Consider the following 15,407-nt stretch of genomic DNA (forward strand, 5'->3'; position numbering starts at 1 on the left):
GCGCCCGTCATGGCTATATCCCGCGCAATGCAATGGTGGTTCGGCCCGCTCCTGTTTCTGGTTACCGTCTCCGGGATGGAGGGCTTTGCCTATGTGATGCACCGCTGGGTGATGCATGGGCCGGGCTGGTTCCTTCACGAAAGCCACCATCGCGTGCGCACCGGACGGTTCGAACTGAACGACCTGTATGGCGTGATATTCGCCGTGCCTTCGATAATACTCCTTCTCGGCGGTACGCAGCTCGGCTGGTGGCAGGGCTGGGCATGGGTAGGCGCCGGCATTGCTGGTTATGGTGCGATCTATTTCGGATTTCATGATGTGATCGTCCATCGCCGCGTCTCCACCGGCTACCTGCCGAAATCCCGCTACATGAAGCGGATTGTTCAGGCGCATCGGTTGCATCACGCAGTCGGCACGAAGCACGGCGCGGTAAGTTTTGGCTTCATCCTCGCCTCACATCCTATCTCACTGAAACAGAAACTGAAACGACGCGAAACGGCTTTGCGCGCTGCGACGAAACGAAAAGATTCGTTTGCCGATTGGTAACCATTGGCCTCCCATAATAGGATGATGGATCGAGCCGTGTCGCTACCTGTACCCCAAGACGGCGAGGACAGCCGCCGCGCGTTGCGCAAGGCGGTGAAGATGCGCGCGCATCTGCGCGACCGCGGCACGACGCGTTTCGAGATCGATGTGGTCGATCTGTCCACCACCGGCTTCCGCGCGCAAACCAGCTTCACTCTGTGGCCGGGGCAGACCGTGTGGCTGACGCTGCCTGGCCTCGCAGGATTGGAAGCGGTCGTCGCATGGCGGGACAAATTCCGTTACGGCTGCGCCTTCGCGAAGCCGCTGCACCCGGCAGTGCTCGATCACATCGTTGCGCTGGGCAATAGCTAGAATCGCATTGGCTGGCCACGGCCGAACAGCGGGTCGTGGCGTCCGGCCCGATACGCAGCGGCTCCGTGTAATATAAGGGTCAGCCCGGAGGCGAGCGTTGCCAGAGCGATCAGGATCAGCGGGCGCCGTGCCGCGCGTGCGATTAAGGCTTTGAGCAGCGCGCGGGGCGAGGGAAAGGTGGATGCCCGACGTGGATTCGAACCACGATTGACGGAGTCAGAGTCCGTAGTCTTGCCGTTAGACGATCGGGCAACAGGGGGGCGCCTCTAGGCCGGAACGGGGGGTGTGGTCAAGCGTGGCTTGCCGGGCCGGTCACGAATCTGTAGCCTCAGGTCCAAGCACCGGGCGAAGCAGAAGTTTCGTGGCGGCAGAACAGAATAGAAAGTAACGGCAATGGGCGACTTTTCCGCCAGCTTGCCGCACCGGCAGGGGCAGGGTCCCGGTCGAACGGCTACCACTCCAGCGCGGCCCCGCACCGGTTTCGCGCGTCATTACGCGGCGCTCGATCTCGGCACCAACAATTGCCGGCTGCTGATCGCGCGGCCGCAGGGCGATGGGTTTGCGGTGGTGGACGCTTTCTCGCGCATCGTTCGGCTCGGCGAAGGACTGGCGAGCAGTGGGCGGCTTTCCGACGCGGCGATCGATCGCACCCTCGCCGCGCTGCGCGTTTGCGCCGACAAGCTGAGTCGCCGCAACGTCGCACTTGCACGTTCCGTGGCGACCGAGGCGTGCCGGCGTGCATCGAACGGGGCCGAATTCATCGCGCGCGTGCGCTCGGAAACGGGGATCCAACTCCATATCATCTCGGCGGAGGAGGAAGCGCGACTGGCGGTGCTCGGCTGCCACGTGCTGCTGGAGCCCGGAGACGGCCCCGCACTGGTGTTCGACATCGGCGGCGGATCGACCGAACTGGTGCTGATCGACACGACCGCCACCGTTCCCACCGTGCTGGACTGGCATTCCGCGCCGTGGGGCGTCGTTTCTCTGACTGAAAGCGTTGCAGTGGCCGAAGGCGCAGCAGGCCGGGTCGCCACCTATGAGCGGATGCGCGCGCTGGTGCGCGAAAGCTTTGCGCCGTTCGCGCAGCGGTTGCCGAGGGGGGCAGGGGAGCATCGGTTGCTGGGCACATCGGGCACGGTGACGACCCTCGCCTCTGTCCACCTGGGGCTCGATCGCTATGATCGCGCGGCGGTTGACGGGCTGATCGCGCCGGCGCACGCGATGCGCGACGTGTCCAACAGTCTTGCCCATATGTCCCCGGCGGAACGGGCGGCCCTGCCTTGCATCGGCCGCGAACGGGCCGATCTGGTCGTGGCGGGCTGTGCGATCCTCGAGACGATCCTCGATCTGTGGCCGGCCGAACGGATCGGGGTGGCGGATCGCGGTATCCGCGAGGGCATATTGCGCAGGCTGATGGCGGCTGGCCGATGACGCGCGGTGGCTCCGGGCTGCGTCAGCGCGTACGCACCGCCCGAAACCGCAGCGCGCAATCGACACGCTGGCTGGAACGGCAGCTCAACGATCCTTACGTCCATCGTGCGAAGGCGGAAGGCTATCGCAGCCGCGCCGCCTACAAGCTGACCGAGCTGGACGAGCGTTTCGGTATCCTGAAGGGCGCGAAGCGCGTCGTCGACCTGGGCATCGCACCGGGCGGCTGGAGCCAGGTGGTGCGGCGGATGGCCCCCAAAGCCGCCGTGGTGGGGATTGACCTGTTGCCGGTCGATCCGATCGATGGGGTGACGATCTTCCAGCATGATTTCATGGACGATGCCGCACCCGCGATGCTCATGGACGCGCTGGGCGGCGCGCCCGATATCGTGCTTTCCGATATGGCGGCGAATACCGTCGGGCATCCGCAGACCGACGCATTGCGCACGATGGCGCTGGTCGAAACCGCGTTCGCCTTCGCGATCGAGGTGCTGGCGCCGGGCGGCACCTTCGTTTCGAAGGTGTTCGCGGGCGGCGCGGATTCCGCGTTGGTGGCGGAGATGAAGCGCCACTTCACCTCCGTGAAACACGCGAAGCCGCCCGCCAGCCGCAAGGGCAGCGTCGAGTGGTTTGTTGTAGCGCAGGGCTTCAAAGGCCGGAGGGACGATTCCACGTCAGGCGCGTGAGCGGCCGGCCAGCGCCAGCGCCGCGAACCCGGTGACCGCCGAAAGCAACGATCCGGCCAGCACACCTATCTTGACCTCTTCCACCAGCGCGCCATCGCCGGGGAAAGCCAGGTCGCCGATGAACAGGCTCATGGTGAAGCCTATACCGGCCAGCAGCGCCATGCCGTAGATCTGCAGCCAGCTCACCCCGCCCGGCCGCTTCGCGATGCCGAGGCGCACCGCGCACCAGATACCGCCGAATACGCCGAATTGCTTGCCCAGAAACAGCCCGAGCGAAACACCCAGCACCACCGGCTGCGCCAACACGCTCCAGCCGACACCGCCCAACGAGACGCCGGCATTGGCAAAGGCAAACAGTGGGACGATCACCAGCGCCACCCATGGGCTGAGCGCATGTTCCAGGCGGTGGAGCGGTGATTCCGGCGCGTCGGGCGCACCGGGCGTTGGCACTACCGGGATGAACATGGCGGTCAACACCCCGGCGACTGTTGCGTGAACGCCAGATTGCAGCACAAAAAGCCACAGCGCCAAACCGGCGAACAGGTACGGCCAGAGCTTATGCACGCCGCGTCGGTTCATGACATACAGCACCACCAGCGCCAGCGCTGCGCCGATCAGCGCCAGCGCCCTAATCTCCTCGGTATAAGCGAGTGCGATGATCGCTACCGCCCCCATGTCGTCAACGATCGCGACAGTTGTGAGCAACAGCTTGAGTGCGGGCGGCACGCGCTTGCCCAGCATCGCCATCACGCCGATGGCGAAGGCGATATCGGTCGCCGCCGGAATCGCCCAGCCGCGCTGAAGGCCGCTGTTGTCACCCACCACCAGCAGATAGACTAGCGCAGGCACTGCCATGCCGGCGGCGGCGGCGATGAACGGCAGCCGCCGCTGATCGGCGCGCGCCAGCCGCCCGTCGACGAACTCGCGCTTGATCTCCAGTCCGACGAGCAGGAAAAACAGCGCCATCAGCGCATCGTTGATCCACAGATGCACCGTCATCGGGCCTAGCGCCGTCGACAGCGTTGGCCCGGTTTCGGCATGCAGCATGCGCGCATACGAGCCTGCGGTTGCCGGCATGTTCGCCGCGACCATGGCCAGTCCGGCGGCCGCGATCAGTACGAAGCCTCCTGCCGTTTCGCCGCTCAGGAACGCGCGCAATGCCGAAGCAGGCCGACGGCTCATGGCCACAGGCCGGCAACAGGGTGTTGGAGGTGCGCACCGGCATCAAGGCTCAACGATTGCATTGCCCCAGTCTAACTTGTGGTTGCCGCGGACACGAGTGCCTCGGCACTGTTCAAGCGACAAATCCACGTTCGAGGCGCCGCATGCCGGAACTGTGCAGCGGTTCTTATGTAATGGGCGCTCTTGGCGGATCACCCGCACCGGGATCGCCGATGGCCAGGAGGCACGCATATGCGGGCGCCGGATCGGCAACCTGCAATCCCTGGGCTGGATATCGGTGATCAACACGGCATCGAGCGTGGCCATCTCGAGATTCGCCTCCCGGCGGACGACGGTAAGGTCGGTCTAACCTAAGCATCAGGACATCGAGCGGCCATTGGTTCCTGCGCAGCCATCCTGCTTTTGCCCGCGTTGAATGCAGCTTCTGCGAAGCCGCGTTCTGCGCATACGCCTTGCCCGCCTGCGGATCGCACGGTAGGCGCTGTCGCCGCGCATCAGATCGATTTCCAGCGGATCGTGTTCGCCTCAGGAGTCTGGCGGGAAAAGCAATGACGACGCGACATCTGGTTGTCTCTGCCGTGAATTTCAGCGAAGGTGGCCCGCTGACCGTCCTGATCGATGCTCTCGATAGCGCGGCCGACACACTTGGCCCCGAGTGGACAATCACGGCGCTTGTTCATGACGAAGCGCTGGTCGCCAATCCGCGCATTCGCACGATCGCGTTCCCGCAATCGAAGCGCAGCTGGCTTTCGCGCCTGCGGCTGGAATGGCGAGAGTTTGGCAAACTGTCTCGACAGATGATGCCGGACCTGTGGCTATCGCTTCACGATATGACGCCGAATGTAGAGGCGCGGCGCCAAGCGGTATATTGTCACAACCCGTCGCCTTTCTACAAAGCGAGTCTGAAGGAAGCCAGGTTCGATATAAAGTTCTTTCTGTTCAACATCCTGTATCTGAGGCTGTACAAGGTTCTCATAAACAGAAATTACGCGGTCATCGTCCAGCAATCATGGCTACGCGACGCATTTCGCCGCGAAGTCGGGCATCCCCGCGTCGTGGTCGCGCGCCCCGCCAAGCAGGCCGTGACGAGTGAAGACGAACCCGCGGTCCCGCAGCGGTTGCGGATGGCGACGCGGGACGCGCCGCTTCGGCTGCTCTATCCTGCGCTTCCCCGTGTCTTCAAGAATATCGAAATCCTGTGCGAGGCGGTGCACAGACTTCCGGCAGAGCTGATACCGCTTGTCGATCTGCGACTTACCATGGATGGAACCGAGAACAGATGGGCCGCCCACCTTGCCCGGCAATATGGCGATGTTGCCGGCATCAGCCTGATCGGCCGGCAGGATCGCGTGCGCATGACCGCCGAATATGAACAGTGCGACGTCGTCCTCTTCCCGTCGCGCCTCGAGACTTGGGGCCTCCCGATCACCGAAGCCAAGGGTTTCGGCAAACCACTACTGGTGGCAGACTTGCCCTATGCTCACGAAACAGTCGGAAACTACGATGCCGTAAGCTTTGTGGCGGTCGACGATCCCTGCGCCTGGCGTGACGCGATCGCGCGAATTGCAGCTGGCGCGTGGGAACCTCAAGGCAATGTGACTCCCGAACCGGAACAGCCGTTCATGAAGGATTGGCCGTCGCTTTGGCGCTACCTCACCGATGGGCTGTAAAGACAAGGATTTACGTGTCGGGGGATGCTCATCTAGGGATGCTCGGCTCGACAGTGATCAGCGTGCCGGATCCGTTTCGGCACGACAGATGTAAGTGAAGGGTTGTCGATGAAGATCATGGTGACGGGCGGCTTAGGTTTCATCGGCCAGGCGCTTGGAAAGAAACTGCAGGAACTGGGCCATGAGGTGGTTCTGGTCGATAGTCTGACGCCCCAGATCCACGGCGCGCTGCCTGTTGTCATACCGCCCGCCGGTGCGGACGTCGTACGGCTCGACGTTCGCGACCTCGCGCGGCATTCCGAACTGGTCGATGGGTGCGACGCGATCTACCACCTAGCCGCGGAGACCGGCACCGCCCAGTCGATGTACCGGGTGCAGGACTATGTCGCCGTCAACGAACTCGGTACCGCGGCGTTGATCGAAGCCATTGCTTCGGCTGATCGCAAGCCCGGTAGGGTTATCCTGGCCTCGAGCCGCAGCGTGTACGGCGAGGGGGCCTATGTTGCGCCCGATCGCCCCGATATGCTCGTCCAGCCCATGCCGCGCTCGCCAGCCCAGCTGGCGGACAATCTGTGGGAGCCGCGCTCCGCAAACGGCACGCCTCTCACCGCCGTGCCGACACCGGAAGACCTGCCGTTTTCCCCCGGATCGATCTACGCGGCGACCAAGGCGTCCCAGGAACTACTACTACGTGCGGCTGGCCCCGCGCTGGGGTTCAAGCCCGTCATCTTCCGGTTCCAGAACGTCTATGGCGAAGGGCAATCGCTGCAGAATCCCTATACCGGCATTATCTCGATCTTCTTCAACCGCGCACGGCAGGGAATGACGATCCCGGTCTACGAGGACGGACTGGAATCCCGCGATTTCATCCATATTGAGGATATTGTCGATGGACTGGTCGCGGCGCTGGACGCCGACCTGCCGGACGGCGCCACGATGAACCTGGGCGCAGGCGCGCCGACAACCGTTCTCGATCTCGTCGACCAGCTGCTCAAATCGGGCGGTTTCCGCGTACCCGTGCAGGTAACGGGCCAGTACCGCGTCGGCGATATTCGCCATTGCTTCGCCGATCTGACTCGGGCGCGCAGCCTGTTGGGTTTCGAGCCAAGGGTGACGCTCGTGGAGGGGCTGACGCGCTTCTGCGCATGGGCAGGAGAGCAGCCGGTACACGAGGACAGGCTGGAACAGGCCGCGGCCGAACTGCGCGCGCGCAAGCTGATGGGTGCCTGACCGGCGTGGCAGACATGCAGAATTTCCTTGCGCGGGAGCGCGCCGGTTCGCTTGCGGGCAAGCGCATCCTTTTTTTTTCCGTGCGCTATTTCGGCTATGAGCAGCAGATCATGGCGGAACTTCGAGCGCGAGGGGCGGAGGTCGATTACCTTCCGGACCGCCCCTTCAACACGCCGCTGATGACCGCGATCACGCGCTATTCACGTGCCGCTGTCATGCGGTTCGCTGACCGCTTCTACCGGCGCAAGCTGGCCGAGTTCGGTAACCGGCAATATGATCTGGTGTTCGTGGTCAACGGGCAGACCCTGTCGAACGGACTCCTGAAGGAGATGCGCGCGCGCATGCCATCCGCGCGCTTCCTGTTCTACATCTGGGATTCGATGCGCAACAAGCCGAAGGCGCAGGAAATCCTGCCTTTCTTCGACGAATGCGTAACGTTCGATCCGGATGCCGCGCAGCGTTACGGGATGCGGCTGCTGCCGCTGTTCTTTGCTCCCGGCTTCGAGCCAAGTGATGGCGCGCCGAAATATGATCTGAGTTTTATCGGCACTGCGCATTCGGATCGGTTCCACATTATCTCGACGATCAACAAAGGGCTCGCGCCGGACGTGCCGCGGTTCTGGTATCTGTTTCTTCAGGCGCCATGGGTCTTCTATGCGCAGAAGGCGATCAACCCGGCGTTCAGGAACGCGAAGTACGACGATTTCAGATATGAGCCGTTGCCGTTTCCGACCGTGCAGCAAACCTTCGCAAGATCGCGCGCGATTGTCGACATGGAGCATCCGCATCAGACCGGGCTTACCATGCGGACGTTCGAGGCCATTGGCGCGAGCAAGAAGCTGATCACGACGAACAGTCATATCAGAGATTATGACTTTTATGATCCGCAGAACATTCACATCATCGACCGGGCGGATCCCGCGATCCCGGAGGATTTTCTCAAGACGCCCTATCGCGCGTTGCCAGGGGTGATCCAGTACAAGTACAGCCTCCCAGGGTGGATAGACAACGTCCTAGAAAACTCGTTGTGACGGCATCGGCGGAGTTACCATGACCGGCTTGGTCTATCTTCTCAAATCCGATTTGGAACGTCACTATTTCTATACCGGACGTGTGGGGAAAGAAGTTCGCGTTTATCATCTTTGGCGGAACTTTCTGGTTCCGCGCTGCTCGCCAGTCGGGATATACCGGCTTTCACGCTGGTTGCACGAAAAGCGAATGGTACCGTTGGCCAAGATACTGACGTGGGTGAATTTCTTCCTTTTCGGCATCGAGATCGCGTCTAATTGCGAGATTGGCCCGCATTTTTACATGCCACACGCGTCGGGCACGGTGATCGGCGCGATGTCGATCGGGCATCATGCCGTCATCTACCATCAGGTTACCATCGGCGCGAAGGATATCATGTTCAGCTATGATGCCCGCCCAGTGGTGGGGGACCATGTCTTGATTGCGTCGGGTGCCAAGATCATCGGCGATATCGTGATCGGAAACGGCTGCGTCATCGCGGCCAACGCCGTCGTCAACAAATCGACCCCTGAAAACTGCATGCTGGCCGGGGTGCCCGCAAAGCCTACCCCGGTGAGGCGCCGTCCCGATGAGAAGGTCTGACCGCGACGGCCGTTAAACAGGCTGATCCCGGAACAGTCCGTCGTTCAGCATCTCCGTCGCCGCCATTCGGCTAGGAAAACAGATGAGCTGGTAGCCGCCGATGCGTATGGATGCCGGGCCCGCGCTTCGGATAAGAAAACCAATCTGATCGAGCGGACGGTCGATGAAAGCGACACCGCCGATCGTTGTCCAGGCGTCCGCGTCAAGCGTTGTCTGAGTAGAGATTCCGGCACGGCCGGCGATCACGAACTCTACAGGCGCACCTGAAATCCGGCGATAGCTGAAGGTCCAGGCGAGATAAGCGGGCGCGGGGACGGCGATCGTGGCCACATACCCTGCGTCGCCGGCCACGAGATCGAGTTGCTGGCTGGCGGCAAGTCCCGGTAGGATCGCGTCGGGAACACTGCGACTGAGTACCCTGCGCTTGCCCTCGACATTCATTGGCGCGGCGCACGTCCCGACCGCATGAGCGCCGTCGATCCGGGGACGGACGATACCGATGCGATGCGGCAAGCGGAAGATGGCGCCGGTCGGGCCAAAATTCTTCTGATTGGCGTTCGTCAGGCTGCGGGTCAGACCCGGAACAACCCTGTCGCCGAAAATGCGGGCGTCGTAATGGGTTAGGGTGGCAGCCGGGCTCGCTTCCACGACGTCAAGCATATCGAGCGCGCATGACCGGGTGACGACGCTGGTGTCGCCAAGCAGCACCATCGCCCCCGGCGGCGTATCGCTGAATTCGATCAGGCCGACGCGATCGGCAAACAGGAAGGCGGGGGATCGATACTTGCCGGCGAGCTGGATGCCGTGGGAAGATCCGCCGGTCGCATTGTTCTCGTTCCAGCACGATCGCACGCTGATGCCGGGCACCCCGTCGCGGCTTTCGAACCGCGCGAACACGAAGACGAAGCCGGGGTTGCTCTCAAAGGTGCAGGTATCGAATGTGATCTGACCCGATCCAGGGACAGAACTGTCGACGTACAGCACTGCCTTGGCCGCTTCCTGGAAATGGCAATCCCGCGCACTCAGCACGCCATCGTGCATGATGAGCCCGTCGGCTCCCCGGAAGCTCTGCCCCCAAATATGATAATCGGCCGCGTCGAACTGGCAGCCTTCTAGGTACAGCCCGATATTGCCCGATGACCGCCGGACGCAGATCGAAAAGCCCGTGAACCTTACATTGCGTAGGATGGTTCGGCCGGTGAAACGATCCGCTGCCGTGTCGCCATAATCCAGCGCCGTGCCCTTGCCCGATCCCTTGATCGTGAGGTCCGAGATTGTCACCGCGTCCCAGCCTGCGGTGGCATAGCGCTGCTGGAATACCGGCAAGTCGGGATTGCGGGGAACAAGGATCGTCGCGTTTCGCCCCGCTCCGCACAGATGCACCACGCGCGAATGCATGACGAGCGTGACGTTATGAACGCCCGCTGGAAGCCGCAACGTACCCCCGCCCGCCGCCGCGATCGCGTCATAGCGGCGCTGCAGGTCGGCGTAATCGCTGCCTTGGGTAGAAGGGGCCGGCGCTTCGGCGAATACCAAACTGTCGCCGCGAGCGCCGGCCGCCAATCCGGACAGCCCTAACAAGGTATCACGCCGCGATACCTTCATGGGAGAAGGCGCCTGACCGCGGCGCGCCGGATTCGCAGATAACCATGCTCCAGCGCCATGAGCGAAGCGGGCACCATCAGAACCATCGTGCCGGTAAAATAACCTCCCCCGCGCACGAACAGTTCGATGGAAAGACCCGCAATGACAGAAAGAGCAAAACGCTCCTGCGCCGACCCCGGTAGCCCGCTTGACAAGGCTCGTAGCGCGAGCACCGCCTTCACGAGTGCATAGAGATAGACCGCAATCAGCCCGATGCCTACAAAGCCCAGTTCGGCTATAAGCTTCGCGGCGGTAAAGCCGCCGTCGCGCAGATTGGCGTCGTCACCGTTGATGCTGTAGATCAGATCGCTGGTCGGCACGTTGAGTGGCACGACGCCGAGCTGCTGGAAACCGATGCCTAACCCGGCGGTCTTGCGTAAGCCGGCTTCGACCAACTCAAGTCCCTGGATGTAGACTAGAGTGGACACGTTCGTGGTGTTCACCGAGAAATCCAAGCGATCGGTGAAATAGCTGATGTCGAGATAGCCGATTACGGCGCTGAGGCCGACCAGTGCGCCCGCCAGCAGCGAGAACGACAGGCAGCATGCCGCCGCCAACCCGACGGCGACGACTAGCGAGAGACTCTGAAGCAACAGGGCCAGCAACAGCGCAATTGCAAGCCACGCTAGCCGAACCGGCAACGACGACCGTACGCACTGATAGATCAGGAAGGGCGAGAAACTCAGCGCGAAGTGCGATGGCTCCGTGAATGGAAAGATTGGCTTGCTGTAATCCGATTTTAGCGGCTGGATGCCCAGGATCGAAAGGACGCCGACCGTCACGAAGGCAATGCAGATGCCTGTCAGCACCCGATCGAGGGATGCAGGCGCCGTCTGTTGCAGAATGAGGCGCATCAGATAGCCAGTAATGACGACAACAATGGCCGCGACAACAGAGCCCGCTACGCGTTGTACGTCCATTGCTACGAACAGTGATACGACCAGGCTTTGAAACAGGATCACGAAAACCGCGATCACAGTAGTCGTCAGTATTATCGCCCAGTACCGCCCCCCCGTCATCGCGTAGAATCCCAAGGCGCCGGCGCCCAGGATGATGGTGCAGGCACCCAATAAGCCCGGCATCGTCGATGATGCATCGAACGCGAACAGTGCCAGAAAAGGCATCGCGATGATGAGCAACAGCGCGCATAAAGCAATCGCTCCCCCGTAGCGGTCGGGACGGCTGTTTGCTCCCGCAGTCCTCCCAACCGGGTCGGGTGACGTTGGCGATATCACCGCGCTGCTGCCAGCGAACGGGGCTGTTCGTTGCGGATCGTTCCCGGTGCCGGTTCCCGCGCGCTCGCGCAGTCCGGCAGTTTCAGTACGATCCCCCGATCGGCGATATACTGCTCCAGACGATCATAGGCGGCTGAAATGTCAGGCAGGTCGTCAAAGCGAATAGCCGTACCGCCCGCCTTGGGCGCTGTCAGCCGTATAGCGTAGCGGCGGGTCTGGAAGACCAGTTCACGCGCAATTTCCCATGTTATTGCCAACCAAGGCGACGCGCTGCTGCTACGCGCTGCGAGGATTTTCGCACGCTGCCGACGATGGCGCAGTAGAGACACCGCATAAACGCGGGCAAGGTTGGGGCGCAGATCGGTCCGTTCGATCCGGTCCACCGCCTTTTTGAGCGAATAGGCCCAGACGTTGTGGGGCGCGTAGAAGGCGGGGAGCGCAGGATCCCATCGCAGATCCGCGAAGGCGGCCGTGTGCGGGTGCTCCGCGAGCGAAGTCAAGTCGGTGCCCGCCGCGCCGGTGCCAGCGGTGCTGCTGGGCGAGCCACCCGGCAGGCAAAAGGGATAGTCGACCTGCCAGACGTTCGCCGCTTGGTCGCTAATCAGGGCGGCACTGTAAATATCCGGGGTCACCCCACCGAACAGGGTTCCATAACGTGCCTTCACCTTATCGATCAGCGCGCGCGAAACCAGGCCGTGATAGACACGGGGCATGTTGCCGAGCCCCGATCCCAAATCGCGCAAGGTCCGGCGAAGGGCTGCGACGGCGTCTATCCGCCTCGCCGTGCCCGTGAATGGCCGCACGAACAGTCGGCTTGCATAACCGTTGCCATAGAAGCGCGATCGCACGCCGGGCCAGAAATAGTTGGCGAGGAAGGAATCGCCGTAGCTAACGACCGCGTCGACACCGCAACGGTCCGCCCATTGGGCAATCTTCTCAAGCCCGGGCCCTATGCAGTCATCATCCCCGATGAACATCACGTACCGACCGCGGGCGCCAGCCAGCGCAAACTCGAAATGCGATACGACGTCCATCGGCCGATCGGGCCGTACATATTCGACCGTCTCTGCCGGCAGCATCGCGCGCAACCTGTCGTCGGCGCTGGTATCGCTAACGATGATCTGCGCGCTGGGCAGCACCGCAATGATCTTGCGCACCGCCTCTGCGGCATAGACCTGACGGTTGTGGGTGGGGATGACAATAGTGATCAGCGTCACGGGATTTCCTTCTGTGCCGCCCAGCCCGGACGATTGCGCTCGCGCAGAAACACGGCTGCGCATGCCAGCATTCCCACAGCACTGGCAACAGCCATCGGTCCGAGCAGGGCCAGCGGGGCCGGAACCGCGAAGGCCGCCGCGACCGCATGAAGCGAGAGATAAGCGAGTGTGATAACCAGCATCGGCATAAGATACGCGATTGCCAGAAAGCGGGCCATCGCTCCCCAGCCAATTCTGCTGGCAAGGCGCAGCCAAAGCCCAACGAAGCCGGCCGCGTAGAAAGCGCAATAGCTCCACGCCACCCCGACAAGATCGTGATGCGCTGCGAAAAATGGCGTCGCGATCAAAACCCCGATCGCTGCCACAATAGACAAACGCGCGAGATATCCGTTGTCCTCGGCCGCGATCAGATAGGTGGTCGGGTAATAGCCCGTGGCGGACAAGGCGCCGCCGGCCAGCAGGATCGGCGCGATGATCATTATCCTGTTCACCTGAGCAGCATCATGCAGCCAGAGCATCAGCCAGTCCGACATCTGGAACGCCAGGCTAAGCGATGGCCCGACCACGATGCACATGAGCACAAGCTGGAACGTGAGTGCCAGGCGATATTCGCGGACGCTGTCCCCGGCGTGTCGCGCATGGGCTACGCGCGGGGCAAAATAGCTGTTGATCGGTCCCGAAAGGATGCCCACCGGCACGAGCGCATAGGTGGTCGCCAGGAAATAGGTGCCGGCAATCTTAAGCGAGATGAAGGCGCTGACGATCGACTTGTCGAGATTGACCGCTGCCGCGCCGCCCAGCGTGTAAAGTACGAGCGGCGTGCAGCGCCGCATTAACCGCATCATCTCCGGCAAATTCAGCAACCGCTCGCCATCAGTACTCGCCGCGCAGCCGCGCTCCAGCACCCAACGCGCTAGGACGAAGTGGACCGTGGCCATTGCAACCTGGACCTGGAGAAACGCCGAAAAGCTCGGCATCGACCGCAAAACGATGACGGTCGCCGCGCCGCGCGCAAGCGCGCCTGCCACTGAAATTCCCGCGCCGGCGCGGTAAAGACCGAGTGCGTTCAGGCTCAATTGGACGATGTTGGTGCCTACCAGCAGCACCATTAGGATCGCGATCAAACCCGCGTTAACGCCGGCCGTTAAAGACCACGGCACCGGCGCCCCGGCCAGCGGCAGCGAGATCGCCACCGCCAACACGCCCAGCGCTAGCACCGCCAGGATCACTTCCGCCCGCCGCCGCGTCCACGCCACCGCAGCCAGTGCCGCCGGATTGTCCCGCGCGACCGCGGTATCCCGGCTGATGAGCGTCGCTAAGCCCAGATCTGACATCAGGAAGAAGGCTTGGAGCGACAGGACCACCGCGATCGCGCCGAACGCATCGGCACCAAGCAGCCGGTTGTATTGCGGGATGAAGAACAGAGTGACGAGAATTCCGCCGACTCGCCCCGCGAAAAGCGATACGAAATCCGCGAGAATGGCAAATCCGTGACTACTGCGCGAACGGCTCATGGGGATCGGCAGCGCCGACGTCAGCGCCGCAGTGCGGCCTGAACATGTGGCAGTGTCAGCAGAAGCTGCTTGGTTTGCGCTACATCAAGCCGGTTTGTATTGTGCGAGGTGTAGTCGTCGATCTGGTTCAACGCCTGCGACCCTTCTGAAATGAACAGTTCGTAGTTGAGATCTCGGTTGTCTGCCGGCACCCGCCAATAGCGGCCCATATCGTCTGCCTTGGCCATTTCCTCGCGCGAGACGAGCGTCTCGTAAAGCTTCTCTCCATGCCGCGTGCCCAGGATGCCGGTATTGAGCGGGACATTGAACAGCTCGCTGAGCGCGATCGACAGCGTTTCGATGGTGCAGGCCGGCGCTTTCTGGACGAAGATGTCACCCTGCTCTCCGTTTCGAAAGGCGTGCAGAACAAGGTCGACCGAATCCTCGAGCGACATCATGAACCGCGTCATGGCGGGATCGGTAATCATCATCGGCTGCCCGGCCTTGATGCGTTCGATGAACAACGGGATAACCGATCCGCGGGAGGCCATGACGTTACCGTAACGGGTTGCACACAAGACCGGACCGTCGGCGTGCATCGCCCGCGCATGCGATACGAGTACCTTTTCGGCCATCGCCTTGGATATGCCCATTGCGTTGATCGGATAGACGGCCTTGTCGGTGCTGAGAAGCACGAGGCGGTGTACCCCGTTTGCGATCGCCGCGCGGATCACGTTGTCGGTGCCGGTCACGTTCGTGCGCACCGCCTCCATCGGGTAAAATTCGCACGACGGAACCTGTTTGAGCGCAGCCGCGTGGAACACGAAATCCACGCCGCGCATGGCCGTGTCGATCGATTGCGGATCGCGGGTATCGCCGATGACGAAACGCACCTTCGGGCTTTTCAGCGCCAGCCGCAAATCCTCTTGCTTCTTCTCGTCCCGAGAGAAGACGATGATCTGGCGGACGCCGGTTTCGACAAACCGTCCCAGAACGGTCGTTCCAAAGGAGCCCGTTCCGCCGGTAATCATCAAGGTCTTGCCGTCAAGCATGAAATCTTCCCTTCGCCCTTGGACGGGCATGGTCACGAAAATTGCCGGATGCTTGCATCCGG

General features: G+C 62.2%; 14 protein-coding genes and 1 tRNA gene. 8 read left to right on the top strand and 7 right to left on the bottom strand.

The features are described from left to right. Nucleotides 1–27: 27 nt before the first annotated feature. Entirely contained in the window at nucleotides 28–546 is a 519-nt protein-coding gene (locus tag ACM61V_RS03745) for a sterol desaturase family protein (RefSeq protein WP_137786919.1), read from the top strand. Between the two features lie 36 nt (nucleotides 547–582). After that, entirely contained in the window at nucleotides 583–897 is a 315-nt protein-coding gene (locus tag ACM61V_RS03750) for a PilZ domain-containing protein (protein ID WP_249341559.1), read from the top strand. 178 nt (nucleotides 898–1,075) lie between these two features. Here ACM61V_RS03750 and ACM61V_RS03755 read toward each other — a convergent pair. Continuing rightward, a tRNA-Gln gene (locus ACM61V_RS03755) sits at nucleotides 1,076–1,149 on the bottom strand. A 141-nt stretch (nucleotides 1,150–1,290) separates the two neighbouring features. Here ACM61V_RS03755 and ACM61V_RS03760 point away from each other — a divergent pair. After that, a complete protein-coding gene (locus ACM61V_RS03760) occupies nucleotides 1,291–2,328 on the top strand; it encodes a Ppx/GppA phosphatase family protein (RefSeq protein WP_419713808.1) in 1,038 nt (345 codons plus the stop codon). Beyond that, the gene (locus ACM61V_RS03765) at nucleotides 2,325–3,011 is read left to right on the top strand and encodes an RlmE family RNA methyltransferase (protein WP_137786917.1); all 687 of its coding nucleotides are present in this window, start codon (nucleotides 2,325–2,327) and stop codon (nucleotides 3,009–3,011) included. The genes ACM61V_RS03760 and ACM61V_RS03765 overlap by 4 nt, the downstream gene beginning before the upstream one ends. Here ACM61V_RS03765 and nhaA read toward each other — a convergent pair. Then, complete coding sequence (nhaA, locus tag ACM61V_RS03770) at nucleotides 3,000–4,193, bottom strand: Na+/H+ antiporter NhaA (protein WP_137786916.1); 1,194 nt, start codon at nucleotides 4,191–4,193, stop codon at nucleotides 3,000–3,002. The genes ACM61V_RS03765 and nhaA overlap by 12 nt on opposite strands. Nucleotides 4,194–4,741: 548 nt before the next feature. On the opposite strand from nhaA, the gene ACM61V_RS03775 reads away from it, so the two are divergent. The 4 genes from ACM61V_RS03775 to ACM61V_RS03790 all read left to right on the top strand — a co-directional run bounded on the left by ACM61V_RS03775 (nucleotide 4,742) and on the right by ACM61V_RS03790 (nucleotide 8,704). Continuing rightward, entirely contained in the window at nucleotides 4,742–5,863 is a 1,122-nt protein-coding gene (locus ACM61V_RS03775) for a glycosyltransferase (RefSeq protein ID WP_137786915.1), read from the top strand. 108 nt (nucleotides 5,864–5,971) lie between these two features. Beyond that, the gene (locus ACM61V_RS03780) at nucleotides 5,972–7,093 is read left to right on the top strand and encodes an NAD-dependent epimerase/dehydratase family protein (protein ID WP_212742195.1); all 1,122 of its coding nucleotides are present in this window, start codon (nucleotides 5,972–5,974) and stop codon (nucleotides 7,091–7,093) included. A 14-nt stretch (nucleotides 7,094–7,107) separates the two neighbouring features. Then, a complete protein-coding gene (locus tag ACM61V_RS03785; protein ID WP_419713809.1) occupies nucleotides 7,108–8,124 on the top strand; it encodes a hypothetical protein in 1,017 nt (338 codons plus the stop codon). A gap of 19 nt (nucleotides 8,125–8,143) precedes the next feature. Continuing rightward, nucleotides 8,144–8,704 carry a serine O-acetyltransferase gene (locus tag ACM61V_RS03790; protein WP_137786912.1) on the top strand — a complete coding sequence of 187 codons (561 nt, stop codon included), beginning with the start codon at nucleotides 8,144–8,146 and terminating at the stop codon, nucleotides 8,702–8,704. Between the two features lie 12 nt (nucleotides 8,705–8,716). On the opposite strand, the gene ACM61V_RS03795 is transcribed toward ACM61V_RS03790, so the two are convergent. From ACM61V_RS03795 to ACM61V_RS03815, 5 genes are all read right to left on the bottom strand, one after another. Further along, a complete protein-coding gene (locus tag ACM61V_RS03795; protein WP_137786911.1) occupies nucleotides 8,717–10,309 on the bottom strand; it encodes a hypothetical protein in 1,593 nt (530 codons plus the stop codon). Continuing rightward, a complete protein-coding gene (locus ACM61V_RS03800) occupies nucleotides 10,306–11,487 on the bottom strand; it encodes a hypothetical protein (protein WP_137786910.1) in 1,182 nt (393 codons plus the stop codon). Before ACM61V_RS03800 ends, ACM61V_RS03795 begins: the two co-directional genes overlap by 4 nt. A 92-nt stretch (nucleotides 11,488–11,579) precedes the next feature. Further along, nucleotides 11,580–12,800: a glycosyltransferase gene (locus ACM61V_RS03805; RefSeq protein ID WP_171007585.1), complete on the bottom strand. Its 1,221-nt coding sequence runs from the start codon at nucleotides 12,798–12,800 to the stop codon at nucleotides 11,580–11,582. Then, nucleotides 12,797–14,314: a lipopolysaccharide biosynthesis protein gene (locus tag ACM61V_RS03810; protein ID WP_419713810.1), complete on the bottom strand. Its 1,518-nt coding sequence runs from the start codon at nucleotides 14,312–14,314 to the stop codon at nucleotides 12,797–12,799. Before ACM61V_RS03810 ends, ACM61V_RS03805 begins: the two co-directional genes overlap by 4 nt. 20 nt (nucleotides 14,315–14,334) lie before the next feature. After that, on the bottom strand, nucleotides 14,335–15,345 hold the full coding sequence (locus ACM61V_RS03815) for a polysaccharide biosynthesis protein (protein ID WP_137786907.1): 1,011 nt from the start codon (nucleotides 15,343–15,345) through the stop codon (nucleotides 14,335–14,337). Between the last annotated feature and the right edge of the window lie 62 nt (nucleotides 15,346–15,407).

Source organism: Sphingomonas sp. TX0543, assembly GCF_048565505.1.
GTDB lineage: Bacteria > Pseudomonadota > Alphaproteobacteria > Sphingomonadales > Sphingomonadaceae > Sphingomonas.